General features: G+C 57.5%; 18 protein-coding genes. 9 read left to right on the top strand and 9 right to left on the bottom strand.

The features are described 5' to 3' along the window. Positions 1-106 precede the first annotated feature (106 nt). Both WI754_RS26650 and WI754_RS26645 read left to right on the top strand, forming a co-directional pair. Positions 107-1,255 (top strand): Gfo/Idh/MocA family oxidoreductase, encoded by a 1,149-nt coding sequence (locus WI754_RS26650; RefSeq protein WP_341486996.1) that lies wholly within the window; start codon positions 107-109, stop codon positions 1,253-1,255. Between the two features lie 22 nt (positions 1,256-1,277). After that, complete coding sequence (locus WI754_RS26645; RefSeq protein WP_341488016.1) at positions 1,278-2,231, top strand: alpha/beta hydrolase; 954 nt, start codon at positions 1,278-1,280, stop codon at positions 2,229-2,231. Positions 2,232-2,249: 18 nt separating this feature from the next. Here the strand turns inward: WI754_RS26645 and WI754_RS26640 are convergent, their stop codons facing one another. Further along, on the bottom strand, positions 2,250-3,284 hold the full coding sequence (locus tag WI754_RS26640) for a LacI family DNA-binding transcriptional regulator (protein ID WP_341486995.1): 1,035 nt from the start codon (positions 3,282-3,284) through the stop codon (positions 2,250-2,252). A 377-nt stretch (positions 3,285-3,661) separates the two neighbouring features. Beyond that, on the bottom strand, positions 3,662-4,423 hold the full coding sequence (locus WI754_RS26635; protein WP_341486994.1) for a DeoR/GlpR family DNA-binding transcription regulator: 762 nt from the start codon (positions 4,421-4,423) through the stop codon (positions 3,662-3,664). Between the two features lie 235 nt (positions 4,424-4,658). Between WI754_RS26635 and WI754_RS26630 the strand changes: the two genes are divergently transcribed. The 3 genes from WI754_RS26630 to ugpC all read left to right on the top strand — a co-directional run bounded on the left by WI754_RS26630 (position 4,659) and on the right by ugpC (position 7,711). Further along, positions 4,659-5,459 (top strand): class I fructose-bisphosphate aldolase, encoded by an 801-nt coding sequence (locus WI754_RS26630; RefSeq protein ID WP_341486993.1) that lies wholly within the window; start codon positions 4,659-4,661, stop codon positions 5,457-5,459. Positions 5,460-5,462: 3 nt separating this feature from the next. Next, on the top strand, positions 5,463-6,401 hold the full coding sequence (locus WI754_RS26625) for a PfkB family carbohydrate kinase (protein ID WP_341486992.1): 939 nt from the start codon (positions 5,463-5,465) through the stop codon (positions 6,399-6,401). Positions 6,402-6,565: 164 nt separating this feature from the next. Next, a complete protein-coding gene (ugpC, locus tag WI754_RS26620; RefSeq protein ID WP_341486991.1) occupies positions 6,566-7,711 on the top strand; it encodes a sn-glycerol-3-phosphate ABC transporter ATP-binding protein UgpC in 1,146 nt (381 codons plus the stop codon). A gap of 390 nt (positions 7,712-8,101) precedes the next feature. Here ugpC and WI754_RS26615 read toward each other — a convergent pair whose 3' ends face one another. Continuing rightward, the gene (locus WI754_RS26615; protein ID WP_349437977.1) at positions 8,102-8,326 is read right to left on the bottom strand and encodes a hypothetical protein; all 225 of its coding nucleotides are present in this window, start codon (positions 8,324-8,326) and stop codon (positions 8,102-8,104) included. 156 nt (positions 8,327-8,482) lie between these two features. On the opposite strand from WI754_RS26615, the gene WI754_RS26610 reads away from it, so the two are divergent. The 4 genes from WI754_RS26610 to WI754_RS26595 all read left to right on the top strand — a co-directional run bounded on the left by WI754_RS26610 (position 8,483) and on the right by WI754_RS26595 (position 12,158). Continuing rightward, positions 8,483-9,736 (top strand): sugar ABC transporter substrate-binding protein, encoded by a 1,254-nt coding sequence (locus WI754_RS26610; protein ID WP_341486990.1) that lies wholly within the window; start codon positions 8,483-8,485, stop codon positions 9,734-9,736. A 99-nt stretch (positions 9,737-9,835) separates the two neighbouring features. Then, positions 9,836-10,789, top strand: coding sequence for a sugar ABC transporter permease (locus WI754_RS26605; RefSeq protein WP_341486989.1), 954 nt, complete (start codon positions 9,836-9,838; stop codon positions 10,787-10,789). 6 nt (positions 10,790-10,795) lie between these two features. Next, complete coding sequence (locus tag WI754_RS26600) at positions 10,796-11,641, top strand: carbohydrate ABC transporter permease (RefSeq protein ID WP_341486988.1); 846 nt, start codon at positions 10,796-10,798, stop codon at positions 11,639-11,641. 76 nt (positions 11,642-11,717) lie between these two features. After that, positions 11,718-12,158: a hypothetical protein gene (locus WI754_RS26595; protein ID WP_349437975.1), complete on the top strand. Its 441-nt coding sequence runs from the start codon at positions 11,718-11,720 to the stop codon at positions 12,156-12,158. A 132-nt stretch (positions 12,159-12,290) separates the two neighbouring features. Here WI754_RS26595 and WI754_RS26590 read toward each other — a convergent pair whose 3' ends face one another. The 6 genes from WI754_RS26590 to WI754_RS26565 form a co-directional block, all read right to left on the bottom strand. Continuing rightward, complete coding sequence (locus tag WI754_RS26590) at positions 12,291-12,722, bottom strand: nuclear transport factor 2 family protein (protein ID WP_341486986.1); 432 nt, start codon at positions 12,720-12,722, stop codon at positions 12,291-12,293. Between the two features lie 296 nt (positions 12,723-13,018). After that, positions 13,019-13,720, bottom strand: coding sequence for an RES family NAD+ phosphorylase (locus tag WI754_RS26585; protein ID WP_349437973.1), 702 nt, complete (start codon positions 13,718-13,720; stop codon positions 13,019-13,021). Further along, the gene (locus WI754_RS26580) at positions 13,713-14,393 is read right to left on the bottom strand and encodes a hypothetical protein (RefSeq protein ID WP_341486984.1); all 681 of its coding nucleotides are present in this window, start codon (positions 14,391-14,393) and stop codon (positions 13,713-13,715) included. The genes WI754_RS26585 and WI754_RS26580 overlap by 8 nt, the downstream gene beginning before the upstream one ends. A 175-nt stretch (positions 14,394-14,568) precedes the next feature. Next, positions 14,569-16,956, bottom strand: a complete 2,388-nt coding sequence (locus tag WI754_RS26575) for an aldehyde dehydrogenase family protein (protein WP_341486983.1) — start codon at positions 16,954-16,956, stop codon at positions 14,569-14,571. A 5-nt stretch (positions 16,957-16,961) separates the two neighbouring features. Beyond that, complete coding sequence (gene deoC, locus WI754_RS26570; RefSeq protein WP_341488015.1) at positions 16,962-17,891, bottom strand: deoxyribose-phosphate aldolase; 930 nt, start codon at positions 17,889-17,891, stop codon at positions 16,962-16,964. 237 nt (positions 17,892-18,128) lie between these two features. Then, positions 18,129-18,857, bottom strand: coding sequence for a DeoR family transcriptional regulator (locus WI754_RS26565; protein ID WP_341486982.1), 729 nt, complete (start codon positions 18,855-18,857; stop codon positions 18,129-18,131). Positions 18,858-18,931: the final 74 nt, after the last annotated feature.

Raw genomic sequence — 18,931 nt, 5'->3', positions numbered from 1 at the left:
TATCGCGCGTCAATAAATAAAATGCTTTAAATCAGCTGGTCTCACCTTGGGTGGCAGCGCCGATCGTGGATGCAACAGCTTTGTGATTTCGGGAGGAATAAGAAATATGGTTGTAAAAACAAAGGATAAGATCGGCCTTGGCGTAATCGGTTGCGGCAATATCTCTATGACTTATTTGAAAAACGCCGCGCTGTTTGCCGGCATCGAGTTGCGCGCCTGCGCCGACATCTCGGCCGACATGGCGGCTCTTCGCGCACGCGAATACAACATCCGCGCCGAAAGCGTCGATCAGCTTCTTGCCGATTCCGAGATCGACCTCGTCCTCAACCTGACCATTCCCGCAGTACACTTCGACGTCACCATGTCTGCGCTGTCTGCCGGCAAGCATGTCTTCACCGAAAAGCCGTTGGCGACCTCGGCTGCCGACGGCCGGACCCTGGTTGCGGAAGCAAGCGCGCGCGGTCTCCTTCTCGGCTCGGCGCCAGATACGTTCCTCGGTGCTGCGGGCAGACGCGCTCGGCGTCTGATGGAGGAAGGGGCGATCGGACGTCCGGTGAGCGGCACCGCCTTCATGATGGGGCGTGGCATGGAACATTGGCACCCCAATCCGCAGTTCTACTATCAACCAGGCGGTGGTCCGGTTTTCGATATGGGCCCCTATTATCTGACCATGATGGTCAATCTGCTCGGCCCCGTTGTGCGTGTGATGGCCATGGCGACGAAAGGCCAGGAGGAACGCCTGATCACCGCAGAAGGTCCGTTTCAAAATACCACATTCAAGGTCGGCACCCCGACGAACGTCCTGTCGCTGCTTGAGTTTCAGTCGGGCGCGGCCGTGAATTTCGGTGCATCCTGGGATGTTTTCCGTCACTCCAACCATCCTATCGAGTTGCATGGCACGGAAGGGTCCATTCGCCTACCCGACCCAGATACATTCGGTGGAACGGTTTCTCTCTCCGAGCGTGGCGCCGACTGGCGTAATTTTGAGAGCGAAGCCGAGCTCTACGGTAAACGGAACTGGCCGTTCAACGCACCCGATCGGGCAAACTATCGCATGCTCGGCGTTGCCGACCTCGTACGGTCGCTGCATGACGGAAGGGCGCCACGCGCATCAGGGGACCTCGCCCTGCACGTGCTCGAAATCATGGAGGCCATTCTTACCTCAGGTGAAAGTCATCAGTCGGTGAGCATTGGCGCGACCCTGGAACAGCCGCCTTTGCTTGGTGAAGATGAAGCTCGAAGCTTTCTGGCTTGAGCGAAACACGGCAGAGGCGGGCATGGTGGAAGAGATCGACAACGGCGCACGGCGTGTTCTAGATATGGGTGCGAGGGAAAAGCAACGGCCCTTTGAAACCGGCACGCCGGAGGAGGCTCGCATCGACTACGATGCAGGTTGCCCGATGTTGCAAGGCGATAGGGAGCCTGTCGCCTCCGTTGAAGATCTCCGGATCAACGGCCCGAACGGCCCGATCACTCTGCGCATCTATCGCGGCATCGGCGCGCCGGCTCAAAACGGCTCTGGCCTACTCTATCTTCACGGCGGCGGCTGGGTGATTGGCAATCTCGAGTCTCATGACGAAATCTGCCGGTGGTTCGCCAATATTGCCGCGTGTACGGTGATTTGCCCGGACTACCGCTTGGCACCTGAGCACAAGTTTCCTGCCGGAGTGATGGATTGTGCGGCAACGCTCGCCTTTATGGCGTCGTCCGTCCCTAAGCTCGGCATCGATCCGCGTCGGATCGCCGTGGCAGGTGACAGCGCCGGCGGCAATCTTGCCGCTGTGCTGGCGCTTATGTCGCGCTCAGGCGACGCCCCGCCGATTGCAGCGCAATTGCTTCTCTATCCGAATACCGATGCTGCACAAACGACCGACAGCTACCGCCGCTTTTCCGAAGGTTTTGGTTTGACCGCAGCGACAATGAATTGGTTTCGCGATCACTATGTCCGCGATGCGGGCGACATTTCCGACTGGAGAGTCTCTCCCCTGCGGGCGGGAACGCTCGCAGGCGCGCCGGCCGCCTTCGTTGCCATTGCCAGCCTCGACATTCTTGCGGACGAGGGCACGGACTACGCCAATCGACTGAAGGATGATGGTGTCCGCGTTATCATCCGTCATTGGAAGGCGCAAATTCATGGCTTTGTCTCGATGGGAAAATACATTCCCGCCGCCCGGCAAGCGGTAGAAGAAGCAGTTGCGGCCTGGCACAGTCTCGAAAGGGCGGCCGATTGAACCACTGATGGCAGCGCGCTACGCCGATTTCCGCATGACCAGCGTTCCGTCAAGGCTGACTTTGCGCGGGATCGTCGGTACCTGCGCATCGCCATCGCCAAGAAGCGCCAGCAGCATATCGACGCTGCCGGCGGTCATGGACGCGAAATCCTGCCCCATCGTCGTCAGCGGTGGACAGGTGTATCGGCTCAAAGGATGATCGTCGTGCGCGGCAATACGAATGTTGTCGCCTTTCTTGCGGCCAATCTTAAGTCCACGCGCAAACGCCGCTGCCATCACGCCGAAAGCCAGACGATCATTGGCGCACAGGATGGTCTTGCTCGGAAGCCGTTTCGCACCGAGCAATTCGTCCATCTGCTCGTATCCGATACGCTCGAAATCCCAAGTGTAGTCTGCATTCGTCTCAATCACCATCGGCTCGTATCCCTGGGCCTCCATTGTGGCGATGTAGCTTGCGAGCCTCTCCGGCGAATTGTGATTGACGTGCGGGATATCGAGATAGGCGGGCGCGTCTCCGGACCGGCAGAGATAATCGACGATCGTTGCGACGCTCTGATAGTTGTTGTTGCCGATAAACGGCGTATTTCCCTCGATATATGTATCGAAATAGACGAAGGGGAGGTTTTGAGCGAGTTTCTCAAAAACGCGTGGGTCGGACTTCAGGCCAAGCGGCGCGACCACCGCTCCGGCAACCTTTAGCGACAGCATCGTCTTGACGGCGTCGGCCTCGAGCTCCGCCAAGCCATGCGAGGAGATCACGATGGGCCAATAGCCTTCGTCCCTTAAGCGCAATTCCAACCGGTTGACCATCTCGGCGTAAAAAGGGTCTGTCAGGGCTGGAACCAGAATACCCACGTTGCGGGTGCGCTTCCGATTGAGGTTCCGCGCATAAAGGTTGGGCTGATAGTCCGTCGATCGAAGTGCGGCCTCTATCAGCGCACGCGTTGCCGGCTTGACGCTCGTCGGGTCGTGAAAGTACTTGGACAGGGTCGGGCGGGAAATGCCACAGGACTTCGCGAAATCCTCCATTGTCTTATGCGTTAAGTTTTCCATCCATAGTCAATTCATTTGTTAAGCCGATGTGCCCGTTTGTCGCCGTTATGCGTCCGGATTGCCGCGAGTGCAATCGACTCTGTCCATAGAGGTTCGTTCAGTGACTACGTCGCCAGAAAATATGACGCGCGTCAATTTATTAATTGTCTCGCAGGCTCCGAGGCAAAAAAGGGGCGCTCGCCATTTCGTCTTCAACAACAAAAACAGTTGGTTAAGCCTTGAGCGGCTACCGTCGCATTCGCCGGCCGAACCGAAGAGGTCGGTGCGAAGCGGAAGCAAGCGCGATCGACTCGTCAGTGAGCGCTGCTTTTGTTCGCATGGCCACGTGTTCAATACAGCCTTTGCCAGTTTCTAAGAGCCGCGGTGCAATAGCCGGACTACACATAGCGGACTTCGACCCCCAGTTTATCCAACCGACTACGAATCCCATGAGGCATACCGCTGTCGGTGATGATCAGATCGACCCGTGACAATGAGAAGGCCTTCGACGAAGCGCCGATATCCCATTTGCTGGAATCCGCCACAAGGATCACGCGCCGCGCCATGCGAACCAGATTGCGCTTGGTGCGCGCAATGTCTTCCGAGACGTCGACAACATCGAACGCCTGATCGATCGCATGCGCGCTGACGAATGCCTGGTGGGCCACAAGGCCGCCCACGGCTTTGTCAGAATCCGACACAATCGTACTGACTGTGCTGGGAAAGACCCGACCGCCAATCATGTGCACGTCCAGCCCCGGGCGATACATGAGGTGCTGTGCGATGTTCATGGCGGTTGTTGCCACCACGACATTGGTCACCGGTGGCATCTGCATGGCGAGCTGTAGAAGCGTCGAGCCGCTGTCGAACACCACCGACTGATTGTCCGTGATCTGGCGCGCTGCCATCTGTGCGATACGCCGTTTGGCGTCGAAATTGCGATTCATGCGTTCTTCGAAGGCCGCTGCGGGCGAGCCGGCTGGCAAGGCAATCGCACCGCCGTGCGTTTTGATCAACTGCTTCTTTGCATCCAGAATTTCCAGGTCGGACCTGATCGTTACCTCGGAGACGCCGAAGTTTTCCGCCAGCTGGCTGGTGCGTGCCTGACCGGTCCGTTGAAGCTCCAGCATGATGTGGTGTCGCCGTTGTTCTGCAAGCATATGTGATCCCGAATTGCCGTTGGAATTGGTGCAGGTGCCAAGCTTTCGAAATTCGAAATCTGCGAGCGCTTTGTCTGTGCAGATTCCTAAGATAGCAGCTCATTTTTTTGTAAATTACCAGATGCAATCGTATTCTTAAATCAAAACGAAAGAAATCGAAATATTGAGTATTGTTTTACTTTCGAGTTAGGGTCTCTCACCGCCGGATCAAACATCATGAAGGGATTTCTTTGTCATGGGCCTTGGAACCAAAGTTCGCCTGTCGCGTCTGTTCTCACATCCATCCGGGCATCTGTTTGGTGGTGCGGTCGACCATTTCGTGGGCTACGGCAACGTCCGCGAGGGCGGCCTTGCAGATCTGCCCGGAGCGCTGGCGCGGGTGATGGCCGGAGGGCCGGACTACATCAGCATTCAGCCCGGTGCGGCACGTCATCTGTGGCCCGCATACGCAGGCAAGGCGGCGCTGGTCATTCAGGCAGGCTGCTTTACCCCCGACGACCGGATCCGTCAGTTGATCGCGACACCCGAAGATGCGGTGCGCTACGGCGCCGATGCGCTGGCCGTCGCCATCCCGGTGCGTGGCGATACCGAGGGCCACTACATTCGTTGGCTTACAGATACGGTCAACGCGGCCGCCCGCTTCGAAATGCCGGTCGTTGCTCACGTTTATCCCCGCGACTATGCAAACGGCGGCAAGATCGTATTCACCCCCGACGAAATCGCTTATGCCGTGCGGATCGGCTTTGAGACCGGAGTTGACGTGATCAAGGTCGGATACACTGGTGACTTTGGATCATTCCAGGAAACCGTGGCCACTTGCCCGGTCCCGATCGTCATTGCCGGCGGCCCGAAGACAGACACTCTTCTGGGTGCTCTGATCCAGACCTCCGAAGCGCTGCGCGCCGGCGCAAAGGGTGCCGTGGTGGGTCGCAACCTGTGGGGACACGGTGACACGACGATGGCCGCGCGCGCCTTCAAGTTCGTCATTCACGACGGTATGGCGCCGCAAGAGGCGCTGGCGGCGGCAGGCGCCTGACACGTGACGCGCGATCTTCAGGTTTTGGGCTTCGGTGCCTTGGCGATTGACGACATCATCTACGTCGACCGGCCGTTGCATGCCGGTAAAGGAAAGGTGACGAATCGCACCCAGGACCACGGTGGCAATGTGGCGACGGCACTTGTTGCGGTCGCCAAGTTGGGGGGACGCGCCGGCTTCATCGGGTGGCTGAGCGATCAGCCGCTCACTGATGCTAGCGGCCGCGAGCTTGAACGGCACGGGGTCGATATATCTTTCGCGCCGCGTCGTTCCGATGCCAGGCCAATCCGGTCGGTTATCACGGTCGGGTCTGATGGCGACAGATTCATTGCCTACGATGATGACGTGCCGCACGGAACCTCTGACGTGCTGGCCGACGGCACCCTTGCGCAAGCCCAGGTGCTGTTGATCGACGGCTATGCCACACACGCCGATGCGATCGTTGCTCGTGCCCGCAAGCTGGGTCTGGCAGTGGTGGCCGATATCGAATGGACAATCGGACTCGAGACTGAACGATTGATGGGCCTATCCAACCACCTGGTGGTGCCCTTAGGATTTGCACAGGCCTATACCGGCGAGAGCGATGCGACGGCGATCCTGCGCAGGCTGTGGTCAGATGACCGCGCTGCGGTCGTTCTAACCGATGGTGACCGAGGGGCCTATGTCAGGCAAAAGGACGACGTTGTTTTGTGGCACGTCCCTGCCTATAAGGTCAGGGCGGTGGACACCACCGGTGCCGGGGATTGCTTTCATGGCGCCTACGCCTTTGCCCTCACAGAGGGCAAGCCGCCTGTCGCCTGCGCTATTTACGCGACTGCCGCCGCCGCGATTTCGGTCACGGGGAGGGGTGGCCGCATGGCTCTACCAGATCACGGGACGTGTCTCGCATGGATAGCCGGAGAAAATGCGCCCGTGCCCATACCGATTGCGCCAGCGGACTGAGAACTCATCACCCCCGAAGCGTCGACCCGGGTCGGATCGTCGTGGTTGTTGGTTTCAGGCGTTGATACTGGCGACTGGTCTTGAAGCTTTTGTCTGAATGCCGCCGCGCGTGGTGTGAGGGCTATCGGAGGTTTGGGTAGCTTTGATGATAGGGAGGAAGTTACGTGGCTGTTGTTGTATTGGACAAAATTTGTAAGACCTTCGGGACAAAATTCCACGCGATTAAGGATCTTAGCCTGACGATACACGATGGCGAGTTCCTGATTCTCGTGGGTCCTTCGGGATGTGGGAAATCAACCGCCTTGCGCATGATCGCGGGGCTGGAGGAGATCACCAGCGGAACCTTGAGCATTGGTGGTGAGAATGTCGAGGACCTGGCGCCGAAGGACCGGGATATCGCGATGGTCTTTCAGAATTACGCTCTGTATCCGCATATGACGGTGTTCGACAACATTGCCTTCTCGATGAAGCTTGCGGGAAAGAGCAAGGCCGAGCGTACGAAGCGCGTGAATGAAATAGCAAAGATCCTGCAGTTGCATACGCTGCTCGACAGTAAGCCGGCGGCGCTGTCTGGCGGACAACGTCAGAGGGTCGCAATGGGGCGCGCGATGGTGCGGGAGCCTGCGGCGTTTCTCATGGATGAGCCCCTGTCAAACCTGGATGCCAAGCTGCGTGTGCAGATGCGCGCAGAAATCGCCAGCCTGCAACGACAGCTGGGTGTGACCACGATCTATGTAACGCATGATCAGACCGAAGCCTTGACCATGGGCGACCGGGTCGCTGTCTTGAAGGGCGGCGTCCTCCAGCAGGTCGATACGCCCAAGACCTTGTACAATCGACCGGTCAATGCGTTCGTCGCTGGGTTCATCGGTTCGCCGTCGATGAACCTGTTCGAAGGCCGTTTGCACGATGGCAGGATCAACCTGCCGACCTTCTCGATACCGGTGCCGGCAAGCACGCTTGAGCGCTCTCCCGATCTGACTGCATTCGAAGGCAAGACGGTCATCTTCGGAATCCGCCCGGAAGATCTGTATGATAGCAATCTGGGATCCGGATCGCACTACGCGACGATGCCGGCAATTGTAAAGTCGATAGAGGAATTGGGTTCCGAACTCATTGTCCATTTGAGTATCGACGCGGTTCGGATCGATTCCGGCGACCCTGATGCCGTGGAAGACCTAAGCGGCGCCGCAAACGCCGTGGCGAAGTTTGAAGCCGTCAGCGCGGTCCAGTCGGGCGAGTTGATCAACCTGGCGATCGATGTGGCCAAGCTGCACTTTTTCGATCCCCAGACACATCTCGCGATCTAGGCCGATTCACGATGTTGATCTGCGCGCGGGTACGGGTGGTTCGCAAATGTTGTTTCAAGCTTTCAGGGCCGATTGTGCACGCAAAGAGTAGACACTTGTAAAGCTCATTTACGCAACCCCTGCCTCCCATCTCGCTCCGCCGCTGAGATCGGCTACACGAGATCATCGGGACCCGTTGCCTTAAGCCGCCTGCTGCGACCGGTGCTGGTTGCGAGGTGGGGATTCGGTTGACGGCTAAATCCATCGGCCGTGTCGCATTGAAGGGAAATTTGGGCGGCGCCTTGGTCGGTAAATGGGGCAACTTCGCTCGACGTCAGATTGGCGCGTTCGGTGTGCTGATTTGCCGGCGGTGGCAGGGCCCGATTGGTCGCCTGACCGTGAAGTACCCTATCAAACCTCGGGAAACGACAGCCCCTTGCCATTGCGAAGCTGGGGTGCCGGCCGACCACGCGCTTCAAGTCCGGTCGCGTGCCCTTTTCCTTCGGGCGATACAGGTTTCATTTGCTTTCTTTTGGGCGAGGAGACTTTCATTTGTTTACGAACGTAAAGAAAAAATGCTTCGCGTGCGATGCACAAAATAGAAAAAATACTTGGGCGAGCTTTCGCTTTAATCAATTTAAATCAGTATCTTACGCAACCCGTCAACGCTCTGACGGTCTGGAGATCCGCCACGATTGCAGTTCTTCGTTGACACAAACATCCGGAAAGGAACCTACTTTGATTGCGATCTAGGGAGGATCGAGCCAATTATAGGTCCCATGGGAGGGAAACATGAACGTTAGAAAATACCTTGCGACGATGAAGTCTGCTGCGGCTGTTTGGGCACTGTGTGCTACCTGTGCCTTTGCTGAGACCAATATCGAATTCATCCAATGGTGGGAACCTGAAATGCCTGCTGGTGCCTTGCGCGGCATCATGGACGACTTTGAGGCCGCAAACCCTGGCATCAAGGTCACACTTGTCAGCGGCCCCTATTCCGCGACGCACGATCAGATCGTGGTTGGTGCCGCGTCGGGGACGCTCAGCGATGTCGTCGGTCTGGACGGCGCGTGGGTCAACGGACTTGCAAAGCAGGGCGCGATCGCGTCGATGGACAGTCTCATGGCTGACGCCAAGTATGATCCAAGTCAGATCGCCGACATCGTCAAGGTCAGCGGACAAAGCGTCATGTTCCCGCTCGCCTCGTTCGTCTACCCGGTCTTCGTCAACCTCGATCTCGCCAAGGCTGCCGGTGTCGACAAGATGCCGACCAACCGCACTGAATTCGCCGATGCCGCGAAGAAAATGACCAATCCGGACAAGAACGAGTACGGCTGGGTGCTGCCGCTGGCCCTCCAAAACCCCGGCGGCATCCAGAACGACGTTATGTCGTGGGTCTGGGCTTCGGGTGCGTCGATGCTGAAGGACGGCAAGCCCGATCTGGAAAACGAAGCGGTCGTCGGTGCGCTCGAATATATCAAGTCGCTGCAGGACGCCGGCGTCATCTCGCCCGGTATCTTCGCCAAGAAGGAACAGGACAAGGTCGAAGAGTTCGTCAACGGCCGTGTCGGCATGATGGTCGACTCCCTGGCTCACATCAACCTGATCCGCGAGCGTAATGCCAAGTTGAATTTCGGCATCTCGGCGCTGCCTGCCGTCGATGGTTATACGGGCAAGCGCGGACTGCCCTATGCCTCCTGGGGTATCGGCATCAGCGACAGCAGCGAGCACAAGGCAGAAGCCTGGAAACTTGTCGAATATCTGATGAGTCCGGACGTGAACGGTCGCCTGGTGTCTATCGCCAACGCCTTCCCGGGCAACGTGAAAGCCAAGCCCGACTTCTCGAAATCGGACCCGCTTTTTGAAGAAGCCTTCAAGATCTTCCAAAGCGGTCATCTGGCCAACGAATTCGTGGGCCTGCCGGTCGCTGAAGACCTGATGCGCGATATGAACGTCGAAGTGCAGAAGATGTTCGACGGCCAGCAAACCGCAAAGGACGCGGCTGCCAATACGCAGAAGCAGTGGCTGGTTGAATTCGCCAAATAAAACACAACCGGAAACGTTCTGGCAGCGCGGCGTGATTTGTCGTGCTGCCATTAAGGCACATCCACCAATCCTTCACGACCAAGTGGAAAATCACATCTGATGAGCAGCGCCAATGAAATGCTGATGGGGACACAAGCCAGGACACTCAAGCCCAGGACACGCAAGCGTGGCCTGCTTTCCTACAAGACGAGAAAGAGGCTTGTTCCTCTTTTGTATGTCGCCCCGGCCGCGGTTCTGTTTTCTCTGCTGATGCTGTTTCCTATGATCACCGTCCTGCGCTATTCGCTGATGGACGGAGCCATCATGAAAAAAGATGCAGCTTTCGTGGGATTGCAGAACTACGTGACGATCGTCGAAGATCCGGTTTTCTGGCAGTCGGTCGGACAGACGCTCTATTTCACGTTGATGAGTGTGATCTTCCATCTTCTGATCGGTCTGGCCTTCGCCCTGTTGCTCAATAGCCAACGCATCGATCCGATGATCAGGAGCATCCTGCGGGTTCTCTATATTCTACCATGGCTCTTTACCGCGGTGATCATCGCGATCATCTGGCGGCTGCTCTTGGATACCAATGGGGTGGTAAACAGCATCTTGATGGCGCTCCACATCTTGGACTTCAAAGTCGAGTGGTTCTCTTCGACGAAAACTGCGCTCCATGCGTTGACGTTTGCGAATATTTGGGCGGGATACCCGCTTTACATGGTCAGCCTGTTGGCCGGCCTCCAGGGTATCCCCAAGGAACTTTACGAGGCCGCAGGCATTGATGGCGCCAATGAGTTCCAAAAATTCTGGTACATCACGATTCCCCAGCTAATGCCGATCATCATCAGCATCGCGTTGCTTGATTTCATCTGGACGATGCAGGTCTTCCCTCTGGTCTGGATGACAACGGGCGGTGGTCCGATCCATTCGACCGAGGTGCTGAGCACTTATACCTACAAACTGGCGTTCTCGAGTTACGAATTTTCGCTGGCTTCGGCGAGCGCGATCTTCATCCTGATCATGTCGATGAGCGTGACATACCTCTACATCAAACATCAGAAGGCCAGGTAACCGGCAATGGCAAAGCGTTCTTTCAACAACACCGTGTTACCGACCGTACTGACATATCTCGGGCTTGCAGGAGGTCTGGTGTTCGCGGGCTTTCCGATCCTGTGGATGTTTTTCACATCTCTGAAATCGAACACCGAGATCTTTGCCCTGCCGCCGAGGCTGCTGCCCGACCATTTCACGAACGTTGCCTATCTTTCGATCTTCAACGATCCGGTCAAGGTCCGGTTCTTCATCAACAGCTATCTCGTCGCCGGAGTGGTTACCCTTCTAACGGTGCTGATCGCCATTCTAACGGCCTATGGGTTCAGCCGGTATTCGTTTCGGTTCAAGAACACGCTTAACGTCTTCATCATCAGCACACAGACCGTGCCACCGATCACCCTTCTGATCCCCTACTTCGGCATGGTCGTTGCCTTCGGCATTTTTAATACCTATTTCGCGCTGATCCTGACCTATATGGTCTTTACCCTGCCTTACGCCATCCTTCTGATGACGGGCTATCTTAACACCCTGCCAAAAGAGCTGGATGAAGCGGTTTTGGTCGACGGCGGGTCAAGCTGGACGGCACTGTGGCGTGTGATTGTCCCTCTTTCAGTGCCCGGTATCGTCGCGACTGCGGTCTATACGTTCCTGCTCGCGTGGAACGAATTTCTCTTTGCGCTTACTCTAACCAAGTCGATGGACATGCGTACCGTTCCGATCGGTATTGAGTTGCTCATGGGCCAGCATGCGTTTGAATGGAACGAGATGATGGCGATGAGCGTGCTCGGATCGCTTCCGCTTCTGGTTCTGTATCTGATTGCACAACGCTACTTCCTTGCGGGCATGACCGCTGGCTCTGTAAAGAGCTAGGTTATGGCGGCAACGCTGAACTGCTGCGCCCAACACTCTCTACTATGAACTCGATGAGAATTTGGAGGAAGTTTAGGTGAAGGTAGCGCACGTTTTGACGTTTTGCATGTTACTCGGCTACGGCGGTGACGCATCCGCACAAGTCTTCGCGGGCCGGCCCAACTGCCCCACGAACAATGGCTTCAAGACGAGTTGGTTGGATTGGGTGACGGCTGAGAAAAAGGACAATAACAACGCGTTCTCGATCTTCCTCAACAAGCAATCCCCGATGATCGGCATACTCAAGCCTGGAAAGTGTCACACCGCACTCGGAAGTAAGAACGGAATTCGCATTCACCAAAGGACCGACAAAGGCTGGCGCTTGGTGCACCTTGGTAAGATCGACGCAGAAGCAAAGTCGTTCACCTATGACGAGCACACGCTTTCATTCAACGAGGCCGGCGACCTGTTCCACCTCAACTACGGGCTTGTTGGCTCGTTCAAATGCACATTAGGGTCGAACTGTAGAATGGGGTAGCTCGTTACGCCTAATCCAAGAGCCCATCGGTTTGCCTCACCAGAAATACAGCAACTTGCGAGAAAGATCGAAGAGGGCGACGAGTTGTCGTCCGGGGCGAGGTCGTCAGACCCAGACGGGTCCGGCAACCTTCTACTCTCCGACTATGGACGCCGACGGGCGGCGTGAGGTTATCGGATCGGCATGACGAAGGACGATCCTCCACCCGCCTTCCTCTCGCCGGAATATGGTGGTGACCCGAAGCGCAATCGGCACCAGCTTGTCGCCACCACCGACCTTGGATCGGAAACGCTCGACCTCGATGATGTACCCCAAGTCCGCCGTCGCGTACTCGGAGATGCGCTCAAAGGCGGTGGCCTCGCCGTCCCGGTAATTGGTGGCAGCCCGTTCCATGGTCGCGGCGGCCCTTTCCCACCCCTTCGCCGGCGGCCCGAACGGATTAGCGATAATAACGTCATCCCGTCGCGAGTAGAGATTTTTCAGAGGTTCAGGATCACCCTTCACGAAGGCATCCAAAGCCAGATGATCCTGTTCGATAAATTTCGTTAGGTCAGAGGCTAGCATCTTGGCGTCCTCAGATGATCAGAAAGAGAACTTTATCCGAAAAGTCCGCCCGCCGCTCGCGCTATCGAACGCGGTGGCGAACTGCTGGCGCAAATCAAAGCAGCGAAGCGCCGTGTCTGCGGGGGCAGCAACGACGGCGCCGGATAGGAAGCGCCGGCTCCGACAATGAATAGGACCTCGCCACGATCACCAGCGAGAAGTAACTCCTCGGGAGGCAGTCCCTCAACCCAACAGCCGGCTGCCCCATATGTCTCCCCAATATTTCTTCTGTTGCCATCCCGCCTGATGCAGCCGAGTTACGCCTTTCCATCGACGATGTTCACGCCAATCCGATCCGCCAACCCGAGTAGCGACGAGTAGGCATCAAGGTCTGAAACGACGTCAATTGAATCACCCCGTGGCACGAGATCCTTCGCTGACACCCTGTCCCCGAACAACACTAGAGCTTGAGCACGATCGTCTTGGCGCGATATCCAGCATAGGCCCTCGATATCAGGACACTGAGTATGGATCGCCTCCGCCCACGCGCGCGTGTCTGGATAACGATCCTTTTCTGTATCGATCAACTGGTTGCGCTGGATACCAAGTTTTCGCAAGGCGGTCGAACTTAGGTCGGCCAGCGCGAAGTCACGTTGGGGAGCGACTTGCGAGTAGACCTGTCCGGTCAGCTTCTGCCGATCATAGGTCTTCAGGCCGGCCGCAAAAGGCACGTCATGAAAGACCGTTTCCATTGCGGCGCAGTCGAACGTTGTGCCTCCGTAGAGGGTCGGTACGCTCGCTCCCATGGCATCCCTTATAGGGCTGAATCGCGCATTCCCTCTCACGCCTGGATTGAACTGTACACCCCGGTACAGATTCAGATGGATTCGATGAATGATCTGGCCCTTCGGCCAGATCATAATTTTCACGGATTTCGGCAGGTCATTTGGCGGGGCAGGGAGATCGGCGGTCGATACAGCGACCCGTTTATCTCCTGGTCCGGTTTTCGCTTTACCCATGGAGTGCGCCAGCCAACTCATCTTCAGCGGCTGCAACAACTCGTTCGGGCTGATCCGCCAGCATGTCCTGTGGCCGCATGCCACCTAGGAAACTGTTTACCGAGGCAAACCAGTACGCGAGACCCCAATCGTCCTTTTTCTCACCAAAAACCTTTAGAACCTTGGCAAGTGTCTTGATCGGGCGATAGCCAGTTCCCGGATCCAACGCATATCCTGGAAAGTAATCGATACCCCGATGCCTGACAGCAAAGATCAGGCCATCCTTTTTCCATTTATTGGGCTGGGCGCTTGGATTGGTTGTGCTGAAGCCCGCGACTTCCGCGATTTGTGCAGCTGTCAGCCAATCTCCGCTTTCAAGCACGGCCCTTCTCGCGTCCGCTGTCATGCGTGCTTCAACGAGCATATGCTGTGGAGGTGGCACTTGAGGCACCAGCGCCTCGATTATCGATTGGATAGTTTCGCGCTGACGACGCTCCAGAATAGTGCGAACCAGCGGTGCAATGCTAGCGACCGTCTCGGCTAGGGCCCTGACTGCGGGGCCACTTCCGTGCTCGAGCGTTAGTGCAATGACTTGCTCAGCAACAAGCCGATCAAGCTGGTCGCCGACCTGCTTAGGCGTTCCTGTGAGCGTCGCGAAGCCGGATAGCTCTATTGATCCGTGGGCAAGTGCCATGATTCCGCTCCGGTAAAAATGATCATGGTTATATACATAGCATGATAACCCAAATCATCAAGGACGTATCGTCACTCACCGAGGCCTTTACGGCCTTGCTTTTCTCTCAAATTCCGTCTGCTCTCGCCTTTTTTTAGCGGTTCTCCTCCCGCCCAGTTGACCAGTCCAGGATTCTTTATTCTCCGTAGGGGATCCAGATATTCTTCACATCCACAGCACGCCGAAGGTACACCACACCTTCGGCGGCGGCCTTGTCCATCCAATCCGTTACCTTGCCATTGTCCACGAAAGTTCGCTTCAGATTGCCCGAAGACAGCTTCTCCACCATCGCCGAAAGTTCAGTGGAGCCGAAGGCCCACAACGCATCGACGTCATTGTGTGCGGCAAGGGTCCTTGCCAGTTCGTCCGCCGATCCGGTGACGATATTGACGACACCAGCAGGCACATCCGACGTTTCCAGAATGGAATAGAAATCCGTCGCCGACAGCGGATAGGGTTCGCTCGGCACCGCGACGACACGATTGCCAGTGGCAATCAGTGGCGCCACCAGACTGACAAAGCCGAGCAGCGGCGCTTCCGGCGGGCAAATGACGCCAACGACGCCGATGGCTTCCGGCATAGCCAGGGCAACACCGCGAAGCGGCGGCTGGTGAACGACGCCTTCATATTTGTCCGCCCAGGCTGCATAGGTGAAGAGGCGCGAAATCGCGGCGTCAACCTCTGCTTTTGCATTGGCTGCGGAAGCGCCGGTCATCGCTGTTATCCGCGCGGCGAACTCATCGGCGCGACCACTGAGGTTTTCGGCGACATAGTAGAGAATCTGGGCGCGGTTATGGGCGGTAGCGTTCGACCAAGCGGAGGCGGCTTGAGCGGCAACCACGGCATTGCGGATGTCCTTGCGGTTGCCCTCGCCAACTTCGCCGATCGCCTTGCCCTTGGGTGAGGCGATGACACGGGAATAATTGCCGTCCGGCCGCGCCTGCTTGCCACCGATGAAGAGCTTTGCCGTCCGGTCAATGGTGGACAGGGTAAAATCGCCGGCAGCCGGCTTCACTTGCGAAAGAGCGGGCGTTGCTGTGCGCGCCTTGCGACCGATCCAAGCCTTCGGCTTCAGATATTCGTAACAACCTTCCCGTCCGCCTTCCCGGCCGAAACCGGATTCGCGTTTGCCGCCAAAACCGACGGCTGCGTCGAACAAATTGGTGGCATTCACCCAAACCACGCCTGCTGCGAGCTTCGCCGCAACGTTCAGCGCCAAGCCGATCGTCTCGCTCCAGAGGCTGGCGGCGAGGCCGTAGCGCGTGTGATTGGCAAGCTGGATCGCCTCTTCCGGTGTACGGAAAGTCATGGAGACCGCAACCGGCCCGAAGATTTCCTCGGTCGCGACGGTCGATGTCGGCTGCACGCCGCTGAGAAGCGTTGGCGGATAGAAGCTGCCGCCCTTCGGCATGTCGATCTTGGCTTGATGCAGCGTCGCGCCTTCTGAAACTCCCTTTTTCACCAGTGCTTCGATGCGCGTCAATTGCACAGGCGCGATGATCGCACCCATGTCGATGCATTTATCCAGAGGCTGGCCGACCCGCAATGTCTGCATACGGCGCTTCAGCCGCGCATGGAAAAGATCGGCAATGCCTTCTTGGACCAGAAGCCGCGAACCCGCGCAGCAGACCTGCCCCTGATTGAACCAGATCGCATCGACGACGCCTTCCACGGCGCCGTCAATATCTGCGTCGTCAAAAACGATGAAAGGTGACTTGCCGCCGAGTTCCAATGTCAACGATTTACCGCTGCCCGCGGTACGCTCACGAATGACGCGCCCGACTTCGGTCGATCCGGTAAAGGCAATCTTGTCGATATCCTCGTGCCCGACAAGCAGCGCTCCTGTTTCGCCGTCTCCCGTCACGATGTTGAGCACGCCCGGCGGAAGGCCCGCTGCGGATGCGAGTTCGGCAAAGAGAAGCGCCGTCAGCGATGTGAATTCGGCAGGTTTTAGAACGACGGCATTGCCGAGCGCCAGGGCCGGCGCCACTTTCCAGGCCAGCATCAGGAATGGGAAATTCCACGGGATGATCTGACCGACGACGCCCACCGGCACATGATCGGCAAATTCCGTGTCCTGGATTTGCGCCCATCCGGCATGATGATAGAAATGACGGGCTGCCAGCGGCACGTCGAGATCGCGGGTCTCGCGGATCGGTTTGCCGTTATCGATGGCCTCGACCACAGCAATCAGACGCGCATGGCGCTGGATCATCCGGGCAAGGGCATAGAGATGGCGCGCGCGCGCATGACCCGACAGCCGTGCCCATGACGCCTGTGCCTTGCGGGCCGCGGCAACCGCGTTGTCCACATCCGCCGTGCCGCCATTCGCGAGCTTCGCCAGGACCTTGCCGGTAGCCGGTTCGAACGTGTCGAAGCACTTAGCTGACGCGGAGGGCACGAACGCGCCATTAATGAAGTGACCGAAGCCGGAAGTGTGGCGCGCCAGCCATTCGCGAGCTTCTGTATCGGCTTCAGGTGCGGGGCCGTAGGACATTTCGTCGAAATATTTGGCAACAGTCATCTGGATCATCCAATCGGGTGTCTGTTGAGGGCCGAATAGGCACCGGTGACGTGGTGCTCCAGCTGCCGCTCGATATCCGCAAGCAGGCTCGAAGCACCGATACGGAAAAGGTCAGGTTCCAGCCACTCGCGACCCAGTTCGTCCTTCATCAGGAACTGGTAGTTCAACACGTCCTTCGCCGCGGAAATGCCGCCGGCCGGCTTGTAGCCGATCTTGATGCCGGTGCGCTCCTGATAGGCGCGGATCGCCCGCAGCATGGTCAATGTCACGGCCAGCGTCGCGTTGACGCCTTCCTTGCCGGTCGATGTCTTGATGAAATCGGCACCTGCCATCATGCAAACCAGCGAGGCCTTGGTGACATTGCGCAACGTCTTCAGGTCGCCGGTCGCCAGAATTGCCTTGACATGGGCATCGCCAGAGGCTGCGCGATAATCCCTCATTTCCTCGTAAAGCGCTGTCCAATTGCCGGTCAGCACATGCTCGCGGGTGATGACGATATCGATTTCTCTGGCGCCGTCGGCAACCGATGCTTCGATTTCCTTGACCTTGAGATGGTGCGGGCTGAGACCGGCCGGGAAACCGGTCGAAACCGCGGCAACCGGAATGCCGGAATCTCCGAGCGCCTCGACGGCCGTCGCAACAAAACGATGGTAGACGCAGATGGCTCCGGTGGTGATCGAACGGCCGCCCATGCCAAGGGAATCCAGAATGTCGGCGCGTACCGGGTTCATCGCCTTGGCGCACAACCGTTTGACACGCTCGGGGGTATCGTCGCCGTTCAGTGTCGTCAGATCGATGCAAGTGACCGCCTTCAGGAGCCAGGCCGCCTGCGCGTCCTTCTTGACCGTGCGGCGGCCCGGCAGGGTCGCGACGCGGCGTTCGGTCGCCGACAGGTTGACGCGCGAATCCAGCACCCACGAGAGATCGAGCGGCATGCCCGGATTGCGCACCGGGGCGTGGTTCGACAGAATCGGCGACGCCTCAAGGGCCACCGTCCTGTGCTGCTGTCCGGTGTCTGCTTCCACGTGCTGTCCCTCCCGGTAAGCTGGGATGGTGTTATAGACCAAAGCCCGGCGACAATTTGTTATTTTTGTTTCACTTTTTTGTTACCATTCCATCAGATTGAGGCGACGTCAAGATTGATTCTCACAGGGACGCGTAGAAACAGGCAATCAGCCGCCGAATTCTCTGATTCCGTCTTCGGTGATGACGGCGTCGAAAGATTGCAGATCGCTGAAGAAAACTGGCTTGAGCTTCCCGATCTTGCTGCTGTCGACAAGAAGAATGTTCTTCTGGGCCCGGGACATGGCTTTCCGCTTTATTTCCGCCTCGTGGAAATGCGCGCATGTCGCGCCGCGGCGGCTATCGACGCCTGCGGCGGAGAGAAAGGCGACGTTGATACCGAGCGAATCGAGCGTTTCCAGCGCTGTGGAACCGGAAAAAGATGCTGAAGCCGGATGATAAAGCCCACCTAGCATAACGAGGCGGACGTTCGGTTTGCGGGTCAGCCGTTCGGCGACATTGAGGGCGTAGCAGATCGCGGTGATATGAAAATGATCCGGGAGAAGGTCAACAAGGTATGGCAGCGTCGTGCCACAATCGAAGAAGATCGTGTCGTCATCGTGAATGTACTCAATAGCGTGGGAGCAAACTTGCTTCTTTGCAACGGCATGACTATCCGCAGCTTTGGCTAGTTCATAGGGATTGTCGTTCTCAAGATCTGCGGACGGTACGATATGGCCGCCGAAAAAGGCGAACTGGTCCGGGTTGGCGCTCACATCCCGGCGGACTGTCATCTCGGAAACGCGGAGTATCTGGGCAGCGCTTTTGATGTGGAGAATGCGGTGCTGTGAAAGGGCATCTGATAGCGCCGCGATGCGGTGTCCCTTACGACTGTTCATTCGATCCTGCCCTTTCGGTTTCCCGAGAAATATCGTTTTGATGAGAATTTAACAAGTGGGCCACGATCCCGCGC

This window comes from Pararhizobium sp. A13 (genome assembly GCF_040126305.1).
Lineage (GTDB): Bacteria > Pseudomonadota > Alphaproteobacteria > Rhizobiales > Rhizobiaceae > Pararhizobium.
Note: the sequence above shows the minus strand (reverse complement) of the source record. Positions and strands in the feature narration are given on the sequence as shown.

What these genes read in the sequence shown, in the direction of transcription:
- WI754_RS26650 (WP_341486996.1), top strand. Translation starts at nt 107, where the DNA reads ATGGTTGTAAAAACAAAGGATAAGATCGGCCTTGGCGTAATCGGTTGC.
- WI754_RS26645 (WP_341488016.1), top strand. Translation starts at nt 1,278, where the DNA reads ATGGTGGAAGAGATCGACAACGGCGCACGGCGTGTTCTAGATATGGGT.
- WI754_RS26640 (WP_341486995.1), bottom strand. Translation starts at nt 3,284, where the DNA reads ATGGAAAACTTAACGCATAAGACAATGGAGGATTTCGCGAAGTCCTGT.
- WI754_RS26635 (WP_341486994.1), bottom strand. Translation starts at nt 4,423, where the DNA reads ATGCTTGCAGAACAACGGCGACACCACATCATGCTGGAGCTTCAACGG.
- WI754_RS26630 (WP_341486993.1), top strand. Translation starts at nt 4,659, where the DNA reads ATGGGCCTTGGAACCAAAGTTCGCCTGTCGCGTCTGTTCTCACATCCA.
- WI754_RS26610 (WP_341486990.1), top strand. Translation starts at nt 8,483, where the DNA reads ATGAACGTTAGAAAATACCTTGCGACGATGAAGTCTGCTGCGGCTGTT.
- WI754_RS26605 (WP_341486989.1), top strand. Translation starts at nt 9,836, where the DNA reads ATGAGCAGCGCCAATGAAATGCTGATGGGGACACAAGCCAGGACACTC.
- WI754_RS26600 (WP_341486988.1), top strand. Translation starts at nt 10,796, where the DNA reads ATGGCAAAGCGTTCTTTCAACAACACCGTGTTACCGACCGTACTGACA.
- WI754_RS26590 (WP_341486986.1), bottom strand. Translation starts at nt 12,722, where the DNA reads ATGCTAGCCTCTGACCTAACGAAATTTATCGAACAGGATCATCTGGCT.
- WI754_RS26585 (WP_349437973.1), bottom strand. Translation starts at nt 13,720, where the DNA reads ATGGGTAAAGCGAAAACCGGACCAGGAGATAAACGGGTCGCTGTATCG.
- WI754_RS26580 (WP_341486984.1), bottom strand. Translation starts at nt 14,393, where the DNA reads ATGGCACTTGCCCACGGATCAATAGAGCTATCCGGCTTCGCGACGCTC.
- WI754_RS26575 (WP_341486983.1), bottom strand. Translation starts at nt 16,956, where the DNA reads ATGACTGTTGCCAAATATTTCGACGAAATGTCCTACGGCCCCGCACCT.
- deoC (WP_341488015.1), bottom strand. Translation starts at nt 17,891, where the DNA reads ATGCCGCTCGATCTCTCGTGGGTGCTGGATTCGCGCGTCAACCTGTCG.
- WI754_RS26565 (WP_341486982.1), bottom strand. Translation starts at nt 18,857, where the DNA reads ATGAACAGTCGTAAGGGACACCGCATCGCGGCGCTATCAGATGCCCTT.